Annotated in this window: 14 protein-coding genes; 6 read left to right on the top strand and 8 right to left on the bottom strand. The window is 74.3% G+C overall.

Going from position 1 to position 17,770, the window contains the following annotated elements:
• Positions 1-84: 84 nt before the first annotated feature.
• Both HN013_RS24545 and HN013_RS33235 read left to right on the top strand, forming a co-directional pair.
• Positions 85-4,731: a putative adhesin gene (locus HN013_RS24545; protein ID WP_249375349.1), complete on the top strand. Its 4,647-nt coding sequence runs from the start codon at positions 85-87 to the stop codon at positions 4,729-4,731.
• A 241-nt stretch (positions 4,732-4,972) separates the two neighbouring features.
• Positions 4,973-5,164: a hypothetical protein gene (locus tag HN013_RS33235; RefSeq protein ID WP_249375347.1), complete on the top strand. Its 192-nt coding sequence runs from the start codon at positions 4,973-4,975 to the stop codon at positions 5,162-5,164.
• A gap of 74 nt (positions 5,165-5,238) precedes the next feature.
• Here the strand turns inward: HN013_RS33235 and tsaD are convergent, their stop codons facing one another.
• From tsaD to tsaB, 3 genes are all read right to left on the bottom strand, one after another.
• Positions 5,239-6,384 (bottom strand): tRNA (adenosine(37)-N6)-threonylcarbamoyltransferase complex transferase subunit TsaD, encoded by a 1,146-nt coding sequence (gene tsaD / locus HN013_RS24535; RefSeq protein WP_171169800.1) that lies wholly within the window; start codon positions 6,382-6,384, stop codon positions 5,239-5,241.
• Positions 6,368-6,850: a ribosomal protein S18-alanine N-acetyltransferase gene (gene rimI / locus HN013_RS24530; protein WP_171169852.1), complete on the bottom strand. Its 483-nt coding sequence runs from the start codon at positions 6,848-6,850 to the stop codon at positions 6,368-6,370. Before rimI ends, tsaD begins: the two co-directional genes overlap by 17 nt.
• Positions 6,851-6,918: 68 nt before the next feature.
• Positions 6,919-7,596 (bottom strand): tRNA (adenosine(37)-N6)-threonylcarbamoyltransferase complex dimerization subunit type 1 TsaB, encoded by a 678-nt coding sequence (tsaB, locus tag HN013_RS24525; RefSeq protein ID WP_171169792.1) that lies wholly within the window; start codon positions 7,594-7,596, stop codon positions 6,919-6,921.
• 155 nt (positions 7,597-7,751) lie between these two features.
• Between tsaB and HN013_RS24520 the strand changes: the two genes are divergently transcribed.
• Positions 7,752-8,336, top strand: a complete 585-nt coding sequence (locus HN013_RS24520) for a hypothetical protein (protein ID WP_171169782.1) — start codon at positions 7,752-7,754, stop codon at positions 8,334-8,336.
• Positions 8,337-8,385: 49 nt separating this feature from the next.
• Here the strand turns inward: HN013_RS24520 and HN013_RS24515 are convergent, their stop codons facing one another.
• From HN013_RS24515 to alr, 4 genes are all read right to left on the bottom strand, one after another.
• Positions 8,386-8,622, bottom strand: coding sequence for a hypothetical protein (locus HN013_RS24515; protein ID WP_249375345.1), 237 nt, complete (start codon positions 8,620-8,622; stop codon positions 8,386-8,388).
• Between the two features lie 176 nt (positions 8,623-8,798).
• A complete protein-coding gene (gene tsaE, locus HN013_RS24510; RefSeq protein WP_171169779.1) occupies positions 8,799-9,344 on the bottom strand; it encodes a tRNA (adenosine(37)-N6)-threonylcarbamoyltransferase complex ATPase subunit type 1 TsaE in 546 nt (181 codons plus the stop codon).
• Between the two features lie 97 nt (positions 9,345-9,441).
• The gene (locus HN013_RS24505) at positions 9,442-10,629 is read right to left on the bottom strand and encodes an alpha/beta fold hydrolase (protein WP_171169771.1); all 1,188 of its coding nucleotides are present in this window, start codon (positions 10,627-10,629) and stop codon (positions 9,442-9,444) included.
• A complete protein-coding gene (gene alr / locus HN013_RS24500) occupies positions 10,626-11,843 on the bottom strand; it encodes an alanine racemase (protein ID WP_249375343.1) in 1,218 nt (405 codons plus the stop codon). Before alr ends, HN013_RS24505 begins: the two co-directional genes overlap by 4 nt.
• Positions 11,844-11,925: 82 nt before the next feature.
• On the opposite strand from alr, the gene HN013_RS24495 reads away from it, so the two are divergent.
• The 3 genes from HN013_RS24495 (at position 11,926) to HN013_RS24485 (ending at position 14,177) form a co-directional block, all read left to right on the top strand.
• Entirely contained in the window at positions 11,926-13,368 is a 1,443-nt protein-coding gene (locus tag HN013_RS24495; RefSeq protein ID WP_171169769.1) for an NAD(P)H-hydrate dehydratase, read from the top strand.
• A 177-nt stretch (positions 13,369-13,545) separates the two neighbouring features.
• Positions 13,546-13,800, top strand: a complete 255-nt coding sequence (locus HN013_RS24490) for an Arc family DNA-binding protein (protein ID WP_171169849.1) — start codon at positions 13,546-13,548, stop codon at positions 13,798-13,800.
• The gene (locus HN013_RS24485; protein WP_171169767.1) at positions 13,797-14,177 is read left to right on the top strand and encodes a hypothetical protein; all 381 of its coding nucleotides are present in this window, start codon (positions 13,797-13,799) and stop codon (positions 14,175-14,177) included. The genes HN013_RS24490 and HN013_RS24485 overlap by 4 nt, the downstream gene beginning before the upstream one ends.
• Positions 14,178-14,199: 22 nt before the next feature.
• Here HN013_RS24485 and HN013_RS24480 read toward each other — a convergent pair whose 3' ends face one another.
• A complete protein-coding gene (locus HN013_RS24480; protein ID WP_171169765.1) occupies positions 14,200-17,514 on the bottom strand; it encodes a serine protease in 3,315 nt (1,104 codons plus the stop codon).
• Between the last annotated feature and the right edge of the window lie 256 nt (positions 17,515-17,770).

Raw genomic sequence — 17,770 nt, 5'->3', positions numbered from 1 at the left:
GTTGATGGGCAACGGACCGCTGTCTAGAGTCGTTCCGCTCGCCCGGTACAGCAGAGTTTCCTGCGTCCGTAGGGGGTTTCAGGGATGGGTGTCGTCCTGCCCGACAAGCTGGCCTTCGTCCTCGACCTGATCGGCGTCAGCTGGCCGAACGTCGACGAGGACGACTACCGCGACATGGCCAGGTCCTTACGCGGCTTCGCCGACGACGTGGACACCGGCCGCGGCAACGCCCAAGTGGCGCTCAACCGGCTTCTGTCGACCAACCGCGGTCAGATGACCGAGGCGATCGACGCCCACGTCCGCAAGCTCAACGGCAAGCACCTGCACAACCTCGCCGAGGGCGGCCGGCTGCTGGCCGGAGGACTGGACGCGGCGGCGGTGGTCGTGGCCGGCGCCAAGGGCGCGGCCGTCGTGCAACTGGGCATCCTGGCGGCCGAGGTGGCCGCGGCGCAGGCGGCGGCGCCGTTCACGCTCGGCCTCTCCGAGCTGGGCGCGGTCGCCGGGGTGGCCACCACGCGCACGGTGGTGAAGCGCCTGCTGAAGGAAGCCGCGGAGGCCGCCGCGCAGGAAGTGCTGTCCGTGGTCACGGGACCGGTGTTCGCGTCCCTGGACGCGATGGCCACGGACCTCGTCGTCCAGGTGGTCTCCGACGGCCTCGGCGCGCAGAACGGCGTGGACCTGGAGCAGACCGCCCAGGCGGGCCGGCAGCACCTGCGCCCGGCGAGCGCCCAGGGGGCCGGCGGAGCCGACGGCAGGGGGCTCGTCCTGGCGGGCGCGGGCGGCGGGGGTGGCGGCGGGAACGGTGACCTGGTCTTCGACGAGCACGAGCACAACACCTTCACCGGCAGCGTCCACGACCACTCCCGTCACCTCGGCGAGAAGGGCGGCCGGCACCTCGGCACGACCCGCCACCACTTCAACCGGACACGGGGCGGCGGCTCCCTCGCCAGGGCCATCGAGGAGGCCGTCGAGAAGGCGATGCGGTCCCTCGGGACGGCGCACGGCGAGCTCAAAAAGCACCTGGACGACGTCGGGAAGGGGCTGGCCGAAGCGGGCAGGGCCCAGAAGAAGCAGGACCGGCACATCCGCGACACCTTCCGCCGCGGCGGCGACCGGCCGGCCGTCGCGCCGGCCCGCGACGGCGGCCGGTCCGGCACCCGGCCCACCGGTGCCGCCCGCGCCCACACGGCGGAGCACCCGCGTCACCACTCACGCCCGGAGACGGCCCGCCGCGTCGACGGCGACCCCGTGGACATGGCGACGGGTCGCATGGTGCTCGGCCAGACCGACGTCTCCTTACCCGGCTCGCCGCCCCTCCTCTTCCGGCGCAGGACGGAGTCCGGCTACCGGGCGGGCCGGTGGTTCGGCCCCTCCTGGGCGAGCACGGCGGACCAGCGCCTGGAGATCGACGCCGCGGGCATCGTCCTCGTCCTCGACGACGGCATGCTGCTCGACTACCCCCGTCCCGGTCCGGGCGGCCGCTCGCTGCCCGTCGAAGGACCCCGGTGGCCGCTGGAGGAACGGCGGGACGGGGACGAGTACGTCGTCTCCGACCCGCGCACCGGCCGCACCTGGCACTTCACCCGCTTCGGCGCCGGTCTCGCCCTGCTCCGCCGCCTCTCGGACCGCAACGGCAACGGCATCACCTTCGACCACTCGGCGGACGGCACCCCCACCGCCATCACCCATGACGGCGGCTACCGCGTCCGCGTCTCCGTTCACGGCGGCCGCATCACGGCCCTGCACCTGGGCGACGTGGAACTCGTCCGCTACGACTACACCGACGGTGACCTCACCGGGATCGTCAACTCGTCCGGACTGCCGCTCCGTCACACCTACGACGACCGCGGCCGCGTCACCTCGTGGACCGACCGCAACGGCCACCGCTACGCGTTCGCCTACGACGCCCACGACCGCTGCGTCCACCAGGCGGGCGCCGAGGGGCACATGGAGTTCACGTTCGCCTACGGGGACCCCGATCCCGGCACGGGGCTGCGTCTCACGACGGCCACCAACCCCCTCGGCGCGACCACGCGCTACCTGGTCGACGGCGCGTTCCGGGTCGTCGAGGAGACCGGCCCCACGGGGAGCGTGACCCGTTCGGCGTGGGACCGCCACGACCGTCTCCTGTCCCGGACGGATCCGCTGGGCCGGACGACCTCCTTCCGTTACGACACGGCCGGCGACCTCGTCGGGGCCGCCCGCCCGGACGGGAGCGAACTGACCGCGCGGTACGGGGCGCCCGGGCTGCCGGAGACGGTCACCCAGCCGGACGGCACGGTTTGGCGGCAGGAGTACGACGCGCACGGCAACCTCGTCCGGCTCACCGACCCCACGGGAGCCATGACCTCGTACGCGTACGACGCGGCGGGCCACCTCACGTCCGTCACCGATCCCCTCGGCCACACCACCCGCGTCCGGTGCGACGCCGCCGGCCTGCCGACGGAGATCACCGACCCGCTGGGGGCCGTCACCCGGTACACGCGCGACGCCTTCGGCCGCGTCACCGCCGTCACCGATCCGCTCGGCGCGACGACCCGCCTCGCCTGGACCGTCGAGGGCCGCCTCGCCTCCCGCACCGCGCCGGACGGCGCGCGGGAGGGCTGGGAGTACGACGGCGAGGGCAACTGCGTCGCCCACACCGACCCGCTCGGCGGGGTGACGCGGTGGACGTACACCCCCTTCGACCGCCCGGCGAGCCGCACCGACCCCGACGGCACGCGCCACGAACTCACCTGGGACACCGCCCTCCGTCTGCGCCGGGTCACCAACCCGCAGGGCCTGACCTGGACGTACGACCACGACGCGGCCGGCCGCCTCGTCGCGGAGACGGACTTCGACGGACGCACGCTCGGCTACGCGTACGACGCGGCCGGCCGGCTCGTCTCCCGCACCAACGGCCTCGGCGAGCACATCACCTACACCCACGACCTGCTCGGCCGGACCGTCGCCCAGGACGCCGCGGGCCGGGTCACCGTCTACACCTACGACGCGGCGGACCGGCTGCTGACGGCCGCGGGCCCGGACGCGACCGTGACGTTCGAGCGCGACGCGGTGGGACGCACGCTCGGCGAGACGGTGAACGGCCGCACCCTCCGGTCGGCGTACGACCCGGCGGGCCGGCGGACGGACAGGACGACGCCGGCCGGCGCGGTGAGCAGCTGGTCGTACGACGCGGCGGGCCGCCCGGCGTCCCTGACCGCCTCCGGGCACACCCTCGCCCTCGACCACGACGCGGCCGGCCGCGAGACCGCCCGCCGCTTCGGCGCCGACGTCACCCTCGCCCACGCCTGGGACCCGGCCGGCCGCCTGCTCGCCCAGACCCTCACCGCCGCCGCCCCGGAGCCCGCCACACTCCTGCACCGCGCCTACGCCTACCGCCCCGACGGCCACCTCACCGGCATCACGGACACCCCCGGCGGCCCGCGCACCTTCGACCTGGACACGGCCGGCCGCGTCACCGCCGTCCACGCCGCCGGCCGGGGCGAGCGGTACGCGTACGACGCGGCGGGAAACCAGACCGAGGCCCACTGGCCCGACGACCACCCCGGCGCGGAGGCCCGCGGCCCCCGCACGTACACCGGCACCCGCGTCCGCCGCGCCGGCTCCGTCACCTACGAGCACGACGCCGCCGGCCGCGTCGTCGTCCGCCGCAGGAAGCGGCTCTCCCGGGGCCCGGACGTCTGGCGCTACGCATGGGACGCCGAGGACCGCCTGACCGGGGTGACCACCCCCGACGGCACCCGGTGGCGCTACCTCTACGACCCCCTGGGCCGCCGCACCGCCAAACAACGCCTCACCCCGTCCGGCGAGGTCGCCGAGGAAACCACCTTCACCTGGGACGGCCCCACCCTCGCCGAGCAGACCACCCACTCCCCCGCCCTGCCCCACCCCGTCACCCTCACCTGGGACCACAAGGGCCTCCACCCCCTCACCCAGACCGAACGCCTCTCCCCCGCCACCCCCCAGTCCGAAATCGACCACCGCTTCTTCGCCGTCGTCACCGACCTCATCGGCACCCCCACCGAACTCGTCGACGAATCCGGCACCACGGCCTGGCACACCCGCTCCACCCTCTGGGGAACCACTACCTGGGCGACCGACAGCACCGCCTACACCCCTCTCCGCTTCCCGGGCCAGTACTTCGACCCGGAGTCTGGGCTGCACTACAACGTCCACCGGCATTACGACCCGGAGACGGCGCGGTATGTGTCGCCGGATCCGCTGGGGCTGGCACCGGGGCCGAATCCGGTGGCGTATGTCCCCAATCCCCTTGACGGCGCAGACCCTTGGGGCCTGTCTCCCTGTGAACGCGCGGGAGCCGAGCGCAGCGCTCCGGACTTCGTCACCGGTTCGTCCGGCACAACTCAGGACGTCAGGACACTTGGACGACGAGATCACGAGCTGGTGTTAAGTGGCCATGGAGGCATCAACGCCGGCGACGGAACCCCTGTCACCGTTCCAGAAGGGACGGCTGTGGCCATGTACGGCCGGCATGGGGATTCCATTTCGGACGCGCTGGGCAACGACATCGAGCTCGGCAAAGCCCGGCCCCTGGAGGTATACAGGCCTGGGGAACGCCTGCCCGACTACTCTCTCTTCCCACCGACGGGGCTCACGATCGAAGGCAGCCCGCGGACCCTGACGGTCACCCAGGAGACCTATCTCTCGGAGCTGCTCAGACCGAACATGGGACGTGTGCACTGGGCAGCATGCAGAAGCGTGGTCTAGGAGAAACGTGACTTACTACGAAGACCGCTCACCGTACGTGTACCTGCCCGGGACTGTGCCGGACGTCGTCACGGCGCTCAACATCGGTTGGCTCGACACGGGAAGGGAGTTCCCACGGGGAACGCCTCCGGAAGGCTTCGTCGAAGCCCTGAGCCGCCTGTGCCTACAGGCTCCGCACGCGAGGACACGGGGCTGGCACGCCTGCGCGCTCCCCCATGATGCGCCGGGCACCAGCTCACCCGTGACGGTCGTGGCCGGGGAGCAGACACTGCTGCTCGGCACCGCGGAGCTGAGGGTGGTGTCCGCCGACGGCACCTGGTTCATCGCTCCCGACCTTGTCCTCCACTACGTGACGGACCACGGCTACCTCCCCCCCGACGACTTCGTCGAGGCAGTGCTCAGCGGGAGGGACGCGCCGCACGATACGGCCTAGCCGGCGGCCTGCGTACCGGAGGAGCGGGCCCCTTTCCTCTGCCGTGAGCGGGAAGGGAACCCGCCGCAGGCGGGCTACACGTCGTACAGGTTCTGCTTGCTCAGCTCGTGCACATGGTCGTGGTCGTGGCCATGCCCATGATCGTGCGAGTGGGAATGCCCATGGCCATGCCCCGGCACATGCGTCTCCGTCACCGGAAGTGACGAGTCCGCCGGCAGGTCCCACGACGACGCGGAGCGCCCGCGGGCGACCATTTCGGCGCCGAGGGCGGCGACCATGGCGCCGTTGTCGGTGCAGAGCTTGGGGCGGGGGACGCGGAGGGTGATGCCGGCGTCCTCGCAGCGGCGTTCGGCCATGGCGCGGAGGCGGGTGTTGGCGGCGACGCCGCCGCCGATCATCAGGTGGTCGACGCCGTGGTCCTTGCAGGCGCGGACGGCCTTGCGGGTGAGGACGTCGACGACCGCCTCCTGGAAGGAGGCCGCGACGTCCGCCACCGGCACCGTCTCGCCGGCCGCCCGCTTGGCCTCGATCCAGCGGGCGACCGCTGTCTTGAGGCCGGAGAAGGAGAAGTCGTAGAGGGGGTCGCGGGGACCGGTGAGGCCGCGGGGGAACTTTATGGCGGTGGGGTCGCCCTCGCGGGCGTAGCGGTCGATGACCGGGCCGCCGGGGAAGCCGAGGTGCAGGACGCGCGCGACCTTGTCGAACGCCTCGCCCGCCGCGTCGTCGATGGTCGAGCCCAGGGGGCGGACGTCGGAGGTGATGTCGGGGGCGAGGAGCAGGGAGGAGTGGCCGCCGGAGACCAGGAGGGCCATGGTCGGCTCGGGCAGGGCGCCGTGTTCGAGCTGGTCGACGCAGATGTGGGAGGCGAGGTGGTTGACGCCGTACAGCGGCTTGCCCAGCGCGTACGCGTACGCCTTGGCCGCCGAGACGCCGACCAGGAGGGCGCCCGCGAGGCCCGGTCCTGCCGTGACCGCGATGCCGTCGAGGTCCTTGGCGCTGACGCCGGCCTCCTTCAGGGCCCGTTGGATGGTCGGGACCATGGCCTCCAGGTGGGCCCTGGAGGCGACCTCGGGGACGACGCCGCCGAAGCGCGCGTGCTCGTCCACGCTGGAGGCGACCGCGTCGGCGAGCAGGGTGTGGCCCCGGACGACACCGACGCCCGTCTCGTCGCACGAGGTCTCGATGCCGAGGACGAGGGGTTCGTCAGCCAGCGGAGCCATGAGCCATTCCTTGCACAGTGTTGATCGGATCGGGGAGGCGCATCACCAGGGCGTCCACATTGCCCGGCTGGTAGTAGCCGCGCCGGATGCCGACGGGCTCGAAGCCGAAGCGCTCGTACAGGCGCTGGGCGCGGGTGTTGTCGACGCGGACCTCCAGCAGCACCTCGCGGCACTCGAAGGCGGTGGCGGCGGCGAGGAGTTCGCCGAGGAGCCGGGAGCCGAGGCCGGTGCTCCAGTGGTCGAAGGCGACGGCGATCGTCTGGACGTCACCGGTGCCGTCGACGGCGGCGAGGCCGGCGTAGCCGACGACGCGGTCGGTGTCGTCCTGGGCGACGAGGTAGCGCCGGTTGGCGTTCGCGCCCCGCGCGTGCGCCAGCTCCGACCAGAACAGCCCCTTGGACCAGGCGTCCTGCGGGAAGAGCGCGCGCTCCAGCTCCAGCACGGCCGGGATGTCCCACCAGCGCATCTCGCGGATGCGCGTCTTCCCGGCGCTGGGCTCGGGAGGCCCGGAAGGCTCAGGAGGCTCGAGAGCGCTCACTTGGGTGTGACCACCTTGTAGTTGGCCGGGACCTGGGCGTCCGGACGGCGCAGGTACAGCGGCTGGACGGGCAGGAACCCCGCGTCGGGACCGTCCGTGCGGAGCTTCTCCGCGGCGAGGGAGGCCAGCGCCGCCGCGGACTGGTGCTGCGGCAGGTCGGCCCGTACGTCCGTGAAGGCGTCGGCGTACTGGACGGCGCCCGCACCCACGGCCGTCAGCCCGGCGAGCGGCTCGGTCAGCTCGGCGGGCCGGTCGACGGCCGGCTCGGTGACGCGCGTCCGGGCGTCGGCGTAGCGCGCCCAGTAGACCTCCTTGCGGCGGGCGTCCGTGGCCACCACGAACTCGCCGGTCAGTCCGGCCCGCCCGGCGGCGTAGGCGATGCCGTCCAGCGTGCACAGGCCGTGCACGGGGACGGAGAGCGCGGCGCCGAAGGTCAGGGCCGTGACGATGCCGACGCGCAGGCCGGTGTACGGGCCGGGGCCGACGCCGACGACGATGCCGGTCAGCTCGTCCGGCGTACGGCCCGCCGCGCCGAGCACCCGGTCCACGGCCGGCAGCAGGAGCTCCCCGTGCCGGCGCGCGTCCACCTGGCTGGACTCGGCGACGACGGAGTCCCCGTCGTGGAGGGCTACGGTGACGGCGGGCGTGGCGGTATCAAGAGCGAGCAGCAGCACAGTGCCAAGCCTACGGCGCGCCGCGGTGCCGCCGGTGCCCGCACGGTCCCGGCACGGGGCCCTCGGGGGGCGCGGCGGTAGTGCGCCCGGGTGCTACGGTCGGGGCGGATGACCGTACGCCGCATGGCCGTACGGGGGACGAAAGGGTGCGCAGGGTGGCACGCAGCAGCTCCGGGGTGTTCGTGACCGGGCTCACCGCGGCGGCACTGGCCGTGGTGGGTTACCTCGCCTACGAGGCGTCGGCCGCGCCCCACCGCGTGCACCGCTCGTCCGCCTCCGCCTCCGCGACGCCCGGGGACGCCAAGGGCTCCGGCAAGGACGACAAGGGCAAGGGCGGTCAGCGGAAGGACGCTCCCCCGGCGGTTCCGGACGGCTCGGGCACGGGCAAGCGGGTCGTCTACTCGGTGGGCCAGAAGCGCGTGTGGCTGGTGCCCGCGGACGCCAAGGGCGTCCGTTCTTTCGAGGTCACGCCCAGCACGGTGAACCCGCAGCCGGGGACGTACGCGGTGACCTCGCGCGATCTCAACGGCCCGGGATCGGACGGCGTGCGTCTGGAGCACATCGTGCGTTTCCTCAGGGACGCGAACGGCGTCGTCTTCGGCTTCAGCGCTGCCGTGGACGGTTCTCCCCCGCAGCCGGACCCGACGAAGAAGACGGGCGGTGTCCGCGAGAAGCCGGCCGACGGGCTGGCCATGTGGGAGTTCGCGCCCAAGGGCACGAAGGTGGTCGTCGTTCCGTAGCGGGGCGCTTCGCCGGGCGCTTCTTCTGGGCGGCGCGGCGAGTGTCGCGTCAGGCCGCGGCCCGGCGGTCCGGGCTGTCCTGCTCCTCCTCGTCGTCCGCCTCCGGCACGGGTTCGGGCGCCGGCGCCCGCGGCGGCCTGGACACCGCGTCGGCGGCGGCACAGGCGGCCAGCAGATCGCGCATCGAGGGGGTGCGCTCGTCGGCGGCGGAGCGGGGATCCACGGCTGCGCGGGGCTCTTGGGCCGACATATATGCCTCCTCGGGCAGCCGGTCAAGGTCAGGCATGCCTAACCGTGTCTCTCCTCCATGTCACCACGCCCGGCGGCAACAGCGCAACATCTTCCCGACGCCCTGTCGGTTACTTTTCGCCCGCCTCGGCTTGACGTGCTTCTGGAGTGGAAGATTCCGGTTCCAGGGCGTGCGAGAACGCGCCGGCGACCTGCCGAAGGCGCTACCCGGGTTCAGACGAGCGAGGACAGATCCGCCCCGCGCCAGCGCTCGCCGACGCCGCTCACCGTCACGGTCCGGACGTCGTCCGCGTCCTCGTCGCTCCCCGGAGCGGCCGCCTCCGCGCCCACGGCCCGCTCGATGACCACGCGCAACCGGTCCTCCGACAGGTCCTCGACCTTGCCGTCGCCCCACTCCACGACCGTCACCGACTCCGGCAGCGAGACGTCGAGGTCCAGGTCCTCCATCTCGTCGAGGCCGCCGGACAGCCGGTAGGCGTCGACGTGGACCAGGGCAGGGCCGGAGACCAGGGACGGGTGGACCCGGGCGATCACAAAGGTCGGGGAGGTGACGGCGCCCCGGACGCCCAGCCCCTCGCCGAGCCCGCGCGTCAGCGTCGTCTTGCCCGCGCCCAGCTCGCCCGAGAGCAGCACGAGGTCACCGGCGCGCAGCAGCCCGGCGAGTCTGCGGCCCAGTTCCCGCATGTCCTCGGACGTCCTGACGGTGAGCTGCGCGGCGGCCGTGCCGGGCACGGCGGAGGAGTCGAGCGGGGCGTTCATACCGCCCGATGGTACGGGGTGCGGGCGGGCGGGGCCGGAGCGCGGCACGTCGTCCCGGCGGACGCTCCCGCCCCACTAGCGCTCCCGCCACGCCCGCTCAGCGCTCCCGCCGCGCCCCCGCCGCGTCCTCCCGCAGGCCGTCGCCCGCGCCCGCGGCCTCCAGCAGGCCGGCCAGCCGCGCGTCGACCGTCGCGGGCTCCTCCAGCATCACCAGGTGCCCGGCGCCGGGGACGATCACCAGCTCGGCGTCCGGCAGGGCCGCGGCCATGGCCTCGCTGTGCCCGGCCGGGGTGATCAGGTCCTTCTCCCCGGCGAGGACCAGCACCGGCAGGTCGCGGAAGACGTCGAGTGCCGCCGTCTTGTCGTGCTCGGCGAAGGCCGGGTAGAACTCGGCGACGACGTCGACCGGCGTGGCCTCCAGCAGCCGCTCGGCGAACCGGGCGACCGCGGGGTCGACGTCCCGGGAGCCGAACGAGTACCGCCGGTAGACCCCGGCGAGCAGGTCGGCGCCGGCCCGGCGGCCCTTCTCGATCAGGTCCGTCTGCGTGCTCATCAGCCGGAAGGCGCCCGGCAGGACGCGGCGCACCACGTTCATGCCGAGGGCCGGGAGACCGAAGGTCACCTCGGCGAGCCGGCCGGAGGACGTGCCGACGAAGGCGGCGCCGAGCACCCGTTCCCCGATCAGTCCGGGATACTGGGCGGCCAGCGCCATCTGGGTCATGCCGCCCATCGAGTGCCCCACCAGCACCAGCGGCCCCTCAGGGGCCGCCGCCTCGATGACCGCCTTGAGGTCGCGGCCCAGCAGGTCGATGGAGACCGTCCCGCCGTCCTCGCGCTGCGCGCGGCCGCGCTCGGAGCGGCCGTGGCTGCGCTGGTCCCAGTAGACGGCGCGGACGGCGCCGCGCAGGGCGGCGCGCTGGAAGTGCCAGGAGTCCTGGTTGAGGCAGTAGCCGTGGCTGAAGACGACGGTGACGGGCGGGCGGCCGGAGCCGGCCGGGGAATCCGCCTCCTCGACCTCGTAGTACAGCTCGGTCCCGTCGTCCGCGACCGCCGTCCCCGGTGTCCCCCGCAGCGTCCCGTAGGGGCCCGTCGCGTCCAGGGCCAGCCGCGCCTTGCGGCGCACGCCGCGGCCGACCGTCAGCCGCTCCACGGCGACGCCCGCCGCCGCGCCGGCGGCCAGGACGCCCACGGCGGCCCCGGCGACGCCCGCGCCGCGCAGCCAGCCGGAGGAGCCGCCCCGGCCCGGACGGACGCCGCCCGGGATGCCGCCGTCGGCCTCGCTCATGCGGAGACTCCCGGGCCCGTCCCGTCCGCGGGATCCGCGGAAGGTGCACTCGCCTCGGCCGCGGCCGTCGCGTCGTCGGCCTCTCCCACGTACACCCGCGGCACCCGCCCGGTGATCCGGGTGACGACCTCGTAGCCGATGGTGCCGGTCGCCCGCCCCCAGTCCTCCGCGCCGGGCTCGCCCCGGTCGCCGGGGCCGAAGAGCACGGCCTCGTCGCCGGGCTCGGCGGTGTCGTCGCCCAGGTCCACGACGAACTGGTCCATCGCGACACGGCCCGCGATCCGCCGCCGCTTCCCGCCGACCAGCACCTCGCCGGTGCCGGAGGCGGCGCGCGGGATGCCGTCCGCGTAGCCGACGGGGACGAGCGCGAGGGTCGTCTCGCCCGGGGTCGTGTACAGGTGGCCGTACGACACGCCGTGCCCGGCCGGCACCCGCTTCACGGACGCCAGGGAGGCGGTCAGCGTCATGACGGGCCGCAGCCCGAAGTCGCCGGAGGTGCCGAGCTCCGGGCTCGGGGATATCCCGTAGACGGCGACCCCGGTCCGCACCAGGTCGAAATGGGCCTCGGGGAGGGTCAGGGCGGCCGGCGAGTTGGCGATGTGCCGCACCTCGGGGGTCAGCCCCTGGGCCTCCGCGTACGCCACGGCGTCCCGGAAGACGGCCAGCTGGGCGCCGATGGACGGGTGCCCCGGCTCGTCCGCGCACGCGAAGTGCGACCAGACGCCGGTGACGCGGACGGCGCCCGCCGCCTCCGCCTCGCGGGCCGCGGCGACCAGCTTCTCCCAGTCGCCGGGGGTGCAGCCGTTGCGGCCGAGCCCCGTGTCGATCTTGAGCTGGATCCTGGCCGGGCGCCCGGCGGCCCGTACCGCCGTCAGCACCTCCTCCAGGGCCCACAGCCCGCTCACCGTGATGTCGATGTCCGCCTCGACGGCCTCCCGGAACGGCCCGCCCGGCGTCCACAGCCAGCACAGCAGCCGGCCGGTGTCGCCCGCGGCCCGCAGGGCCAGCGCCTCCTGCGGCGTGGCGGTGCCGAGCCAGGCCGCGCCCGCCTGCCGCGCGGCCCGGGCGCAGGGCACCGCCCCGTGCCCGTACGCGTCCGCCTTGACCACTGCCATCAGCTGCGCCTTGGGGGCACGGGCCCGCAGAACGCGCACATTGGCCCGTAGCGCGGCCAGATCGACCACGGCACGGGCGCGCATCGGTGTCTCGTTCATCCCCGCCAGTCTCTCAGGGAATCCGGGATCCGGGCCCGGACCCCGGCAGGTGTGCTCCGGAGGCCGCGGGGAGACTGGGTGCATGAGAACCGGCTTCCGCGTGGACACCGTACGGGCCGCCGAGCGCGCCCTCATGGCCGAACTCCCCGAAGGCGCCCTGATGCAACGGGCCGCCGCCGGACTCGCCGCCGCCTGCGCCGGCCTGCTGGGCCGGGTGTCGGGGGCGCGCGTCGCGCTCCTGGTCGGCAGCGGCGACAACGGCGGTGACGCCCTGTACGCCGGCGCCCGCCTCGCCCGGCGCGGCGCCGGCGTGACCGCCGTGCTCCTCACGCCGGAGCGGGCGCACGCGGGCGGCGTACGGGCGCTGCTCGCCGCCGGGGGGCGCACGGTGGACTCCGGCCCGGCGGGCCTCCGGGCCGTCGGACGCGCCGCCCTCGTCCTGGACGGCATCGTCGGCATCGGCGGGAAGGGCGGCCTCCGCCCGGAGGCACTGCCGCTGGTGCGCGCGGCGGAGGGCGCCCTGGTCGTCGCCGTGGACCTGCCCAGCGGCGTCGACGCCGACACCGGCGAGGTGCGCGGCGACGCGGTGCGCGCCGACGCGACGGTCACCTTCGGCACGTACAAGCCCGGCCTGCTGGTCGACCCCGCCCGCGAGCACGCCGGCGCGCTGCGCCTGGTCGACATCGGGCTCGGGCCGCGGCTGCCCGACCGGCCGGACGTCGAGGCGCTCCAGCACGCGGACGTGGCCCGGCTGCTGCCCCGCCCGTCGGCGGAGAGCGACAAGTACCGGCGGGGCGTCGTCGGCGTCGTCGCCGGGTCGGCCCGCTACCCGGGCGCGGCCGTGATCTGCGTCGCGGGCGCGCTGCACGGCGGCGCCGGCGCGGTGCGCTACGCCGGGCCCGGGGCCGACGCGGTGATCGCCCGCTTCCCCGAGACCCTGGTCTCCTCCGGCCGCCCGGCCGACGCCGGCCGCGTCCAGGCCTGGGTCGTCGGCCCCGGCCTGGGCGACGGCACGGAGGCCCGGCGGGCCCTCGACGACGTCCTGTCCTCCGACGTCCCCGTCCTGGTGGACGCCGACGGCCTCCGCCTCCTCTCCCCCGCCGACATCCGCTCCCGCCGCGCCGAGACCGTCCTCACCCCGCACGCCGGCGAGGCCGCCGCCCTCCTCGGCATCGCCCGCGAGGAGGTCGAGGGCGCCCGCCTCGCCGCCGTCCGCGCCCTGGCCGAGCGCTACGGCGCCACCGCCCTCCTCAAGGGCTCCACCACCGTGATCGCCTCCCCCGGCGACACCCCCGTCCGCGTCAACCCCACCGGCACCGCCTGGCTCGCCACCGCCGGCAGCGGCGACGTCCTCAGCGGCCTCACCGGCTCCCTCCTCGCCGCGGGCCTCCCCGGGCGCGACGCCGCGACTGCGGGGGCGTACCTCCACGGCCTGGCGGCGCGCGAACTGGGCGAGGCACCGCTCACGGCGATGGGGGTGGCGGAGGAGCTGCGGGGGGTGTGGGGGGACGTGACGGCGGGGTGATGGCGGTGGCTTCCTGGGGTCCGACTCCGGCGTCAATACACGCTCTTGGCAGACGGTCGCTGATGGTCCACCGTTGTCCGACACATCCGAATCTCCCCTTCGGGTGATTCTCTCGTTATCCCGGGCAAGATACGGGTACGCACCCGTACCCTCAAGCACGTGAAGGGACATCTCATCATGGCTGACGCCAATATCCGCATCCCCGCCGAGGCGCGTGATCGATTCGCCGAGGTCGCCGCAGCAGAAGGCATGTCCTTGCGCGCCTACCTCGCGCGCCTCGCCGACAGCCTCCTCACGCCTGCAGAACGGGCCGAACAAGCCGCACGCACCAGCCAATTGCTGAAGGCGTGGAACGGTTACGACCCGACCCCCGAGGAAGAAGCACAGCTCGACCTGGAACTGGACCGCCGCCTCGCCGAGGCCGCCAAGTGAGCGATCACGTGCACGTCGTGCTCGACGACACCGCCATGGTCGCCGCCGGCCAAGGCAACATCATGACGTCGCGGCTGATCCACCGGGCGAGCGCAGAGCAAGGGTGGTACGTGTACGCACCGACATGCGCACTCGTGGAAGCCGACCGCGCTCGCCCTGGCACCGCCGAGCACATCGCCGCCCTTCCCGCCATCGTCGTACTGGATCTGGATCTGCCGGCTGCCCTGGCTGTCGCCCGAGGCAGCACTTGGGCCATGGCTCACACACAGCACGCGGCGCAGCCGACCGCCGACCGCCCGAACGGCGCCTTCGTCGCCACCGCGGCCCCCGGCCGCTGGGCAGGCCAGACGGTCCGGGTACTCGACGTCGGCCGCTGACGAGGACCGGACGACTCCCGCCTCACTCCCCCCGATACGTCAGGAACCGCCCCCGCATTGTCTCCTGATACCCCGTCAGCAAATGCGCGTTGGCCAGCGGCCCCGAGTGCTTGATGTACACCTCGACGCCCCGCAGGTCGCGCAGGAAGGCCAGGTCCATGACCTCGGGCGTGCCCTCGGGGGAGTGGAGGGTGAGCACCTTGAGGCAGGGGTAGGCGGACGGCAGGTGGGAGAGGCCGGAGAGGGCCTCCAGGCCCAGGGAGAGGTGGCGGACCTGGGGCAGGGGCTCGGCGTGTTCGAGGAACTTCGGGTCCTCGCCCATGATGCTCAGGGTGTGCAGGCCCCGGAGCGTGGCGAGGGCGGACCGCGCGTCGGCGGGGAAGAGGGAGTACTCGAAGGAGAGCCGGCGCAGGCCGGGGTGGTCCTCCAGGCGGATGGCGTCCGGTTCCCAGGCCGAGGCCCAGCGGCCCAGGATCAGCTCGTCGAGGCCGGGCGGCAGCCGCAGGGCGGGGGTGTCGCCCTCCGACTGGAGCCAGTCGAGGTGGAGCGAGCGCAGCCGCACCATGCCGGGCAGCCGCTCCATCCCGTCCGGGCGCTCCCGGAGGGAGAGCCGCAGCCGCTCCAGCGCTCCGGTCGGCACCGTCGCCAGGTGGGCGACGCGCCGGGTGTCGGCGATCCGCAGGGATCTCAGGGGCGGGCAGTCGCGGAGGACGCGGAGGTCGACCTCCTCCGGGCTCTCCCGGATCGACAGGTCCCGCAGGGCCGGCGTCACCACCTCCCGCAGGTCCTCGCCCCGCCACAGCCCCCGGCACCACACCTCGGGCCGCCCGCCCAGCCGGGCGAGCGCCCGCAGGTGGGCGACGCTCTTCGCGACGAACGCCAGCCCGTCGTCGTACGCCAGCCGGCCGATCACCTCCTCCGCGTAGTGCTCGGTGTCGAAGTTGTCCCAGGACCAGGCGAGCTGGGCCCTGACCTGGCGGAACGGGTGCGTGGCGTAGCGCGCCAGCAGTGGGATCGCCCGGTCGTCGGCGACCGCCGTCGCGGTGACGGCCACCGCGTGCGCGACCTCGTCGCTCAGCCCCTCCGGGCCGGGCAGCAGGTCGAGGACGACCTCGCCCGCGTCCGCGAGGGCCTTCGCCGCCTCCGTGTCGCGCGGGGGCACCAGCTCGGCGGCGGCCCGTTCGACCAGGTCCCGGACGTCCGGGGCGATCTCCGTCGCGTGCTCCAGGCAGGCCGCGGCGAGCAGCCGCAGCCGGTGCCGGTGGTGCTCCTCGCGTTCGCCGCGGTCCAGCAGCATCCGCAGCAGCTCGCCGCGGGCGCGCGGCGGGGCGTGGCCGACCGCCATCCGCAGGACGTCCTCCCACTGGTCGTCGTGGGCGTTGTTGACCAGGAGGTCGAAATCCCAGTCGTCCACGGCGGCCTGGGCCCCCAGGAAGTCCTGGAAGGTGCGGTGGATGAAGTCCAGGCTTTCGGTCGTGGGCTGCCGCAGCAGGCCGCTGCGCAGCACCAGGTGGCGCAGGATCTCCTCGGCGCTGCCGCGCGCGGCGACGGCGGGCATGGCGGGCAGCGCCCGCTCCAGGATCTCGACGGCCTTGTGCCACTCGATCTGCGAACGGCCGTTGCGGATCAGCCAGTACGCGATCTTCTGGAGCAGGGCGGGCTGGGCCTGCTCCAGCTCGGGCCCCTCCGGACCGACCGCGATGTCGCGCTCGCGGTCCCGGCGGATCAGCAGCAGGTCCAGGGCGGCGCGGTACAACTCCATTCTGCCGTGCGGGAGATAGCCACGTCGGGACCGGTTGAGGGCGCAGATCATCGCGCACATCAGCGGGTTGGTGGCCAGCCGGCCGAGGTCCCGTTTGGTGACGACGGCCGCGGCCAGCGCGTCCCGGAACGTGCGCAGCCGCTCGTCCCGCTCCTGCCCGGCGGCCGTGTGCCAGCGGTCGATGAAGGCGAGGACGTCACCGCGGCCCATCGGCAGCAGTTCCAGCTCGCTGAAGCCGGCGTCGGCGAGCCAGCCCTCCCGGACCGCGGACGGCCGGGTCGTGATCACGTAGCGCGCCTCGGGATAGGCGGCCAGCAGGTCCTTCACCCAGATCAGGGTGCGCCGGCGGTCCGCCTCGGGGACCTCGTCCACCCCGTCGATCAGCAGCAGCACCGTGCCCTCGACCAGTCGGCGGGTCACCCAGCCCTGCGCGGCCGGCAGCCCGGCCAGCGGCTTGGCCGCCGCCGCCAGGAACTCCTCCGGCTGCGGCAGCGCGCCCCCGCGGGTGAGGGTCCGCAGCGGCAGCATCAGCGGTAAGCAGCCGCTCAAGTGGCCGAGCCCCGGCGGGAGATCGCCGCGGGCGGTGACCGTGGCCAGCCACTGGAGCAGCGTCGTCTTGCCCGAGCCCGCCGCGCCCCGCAGCAGCACCCGCCGGAGCCCGGCCAGCGCCTCCTCCGCGCGGCGGGGCGACGGCTCGGAGCGGTCGGGCGGCTCGACGGCCGCCCGGAGCCCGAACCCGTCGCGGCGCGCGTCCCCCGCCGGGCCGACGAGCTCCAGGCTGAGGTACGCGGTGTCGAGCGGCCAGGTCTCCGCCTCGCCGTCGGAGAGGGTCAGCCCGATGATCGTCAGCTCGCCCGACTTCTCCACGACGTAGTCGCGCAGCCGCCGTTCGAACTCCTCGGTCTCCAGCTGCCGGGGCGAGGCCAGCGACCGCGACTCCGGCTTGTGCCCGGCCAGCAGGCAGTCGCTCAGGAACCGGAAGTCCGCCCAGAGCGTCGCCGACGGGGTCACCGTCAGCCGGCCGTGCCGCCAGCCGGCCGGATCGGCGCACACCACGCCCGCGAGCAGCCCGTCCACGAAGACGGCCGCCCCGGACATCCCGGCCCAGGGCGAGCCGCCGTCGCCCTCCGGCGCCGGCGCCCCGTGTTCGCAGTCGAGAACATGCCGGCCGCTCAGCAGATTGCTCCCCGGCTTCAGCGTGCCGAGCAGCTGCTCGGTGTCGAGCTCGCCGAGCCCGTCCCGCTGGATCTGCGGAAACCCGATGGCCTGCGCCCCGGCCCAGGCCCGCAGGTCGTACGCCCGCCCCCACACCAGCGGTTCGAACGCGAGCCCCACCTCTTCCGGGACGATGTCGCGCTCCGCGACCAGCAGCGCGGCATCGCACCGCCGGTTGTCGTCCCGCGCCCACACCACCCGGCAGGACACCTGCCCCACCCCACCCGGGACGATCACCCGCGGCGCCTCGCAGTCACCCACCACATGGGCGGCGGTGAGCACCACCCGGGGGGTGAGCAGGTAGCCACTGCCCTGACCGCGTCCGAACACCGCCGCGATGCGTTCCTTTGCGGGATGCACATCCGTCCCTTTCCCACGCGCCAGCCCCAACGCCGACCATACGCGGGGAAGATGGGGAGCGGGAGGGAACGCGCGGATCGGGTGGGGTGCCCCTGGCCCGCCCTTTCACCGTTTCTTGCGGGGGCAAGCCCCCGCACCCCCAGAAGCGCGCTGCGCGCGCTGTCCTCAAACGCCGGACGGGCTGATTCAGCCCGTCCGGCGTTTGAGGACAAAGCGGCGAAGCCGCTTTTGCAGGGGGTCCGGGGCCCTCCCCGGG

This window comes from Streptomyces sp. I05A-00742, from assembly GCF_013055795.1.
Taxonomy (GTDB): domain Bacteria; phylum Actinomycetota; class Actinomycetes; order Streptomycetales; family Streptomycetaceae; genus Streptomyces.
The sequence above is the reverse complement of the archived record's forward strand: the minus strand, read 5'-3'. Positions and strand labels throughout refer to the sequence as shown.

Coding starts and splice junctions, on each gene's coding strand:
- HN013_RS24545 (WP_249375349.1), top strand. CDS start 85: ATGGGTGTCGTCCTGCCCGACAAGCTGGCCTTCGTCCTCGACCTGATC.
- tsaD (WP_171169800.1), bottom strand. CDS start 6,384: ATGGCTCCGCTGGCTGACGAACCCCTCGTCCTCGGCATCGAGACCTCG.
- rimI (WP_171169852.1), bottom strand. CDS start 6,850: ATGCGCTGGTGGGACATCCCGGCCGTGCTGGAGCTGGAGCGCGCGCTC.
- HN013_RS24515 (WP_249375345.1), bottom strand. CDS start 8,622: ATGCCTGACCTTGACCGGCTGCCCGAGGAGGCATATATGTCGGCCCAA.
- tsaE (WP_171169779.1), bottom strand. CDS start 9,344: ATGAACGCCCCGCTCGACTCCTCCGCCGTGCCCGGCACGGCCGCCGCG.
- HN013_RS24505 (WP_171169771.1), bottom strand. CDS start 10,629: ATGAGCGAGGCCGACGGCGGCATCCCGGGCGGCGTCCGTCCGGGCCGG.
- alr (WP_249375343.1), bottom strand. CDS start 11,843: ATGAACGAGACACCGATGCGCGCCCGTGCCGTGGTCGATCTGGCCGCG.
- HN013_RS24495 (WP_171169769.1), top strand. CDS start 11,926: ATGAGAACCGGCTTCCGCGTGGACACCGTACGGGCCGCCGAGCGCGCC.
- HN013_RS24490 (WP_171169849.1), top strand. CDS start 13,546: ATGGCTGACGCCAATATCCGCATCCCCGCCGAGGCGCGTGATCGATTC.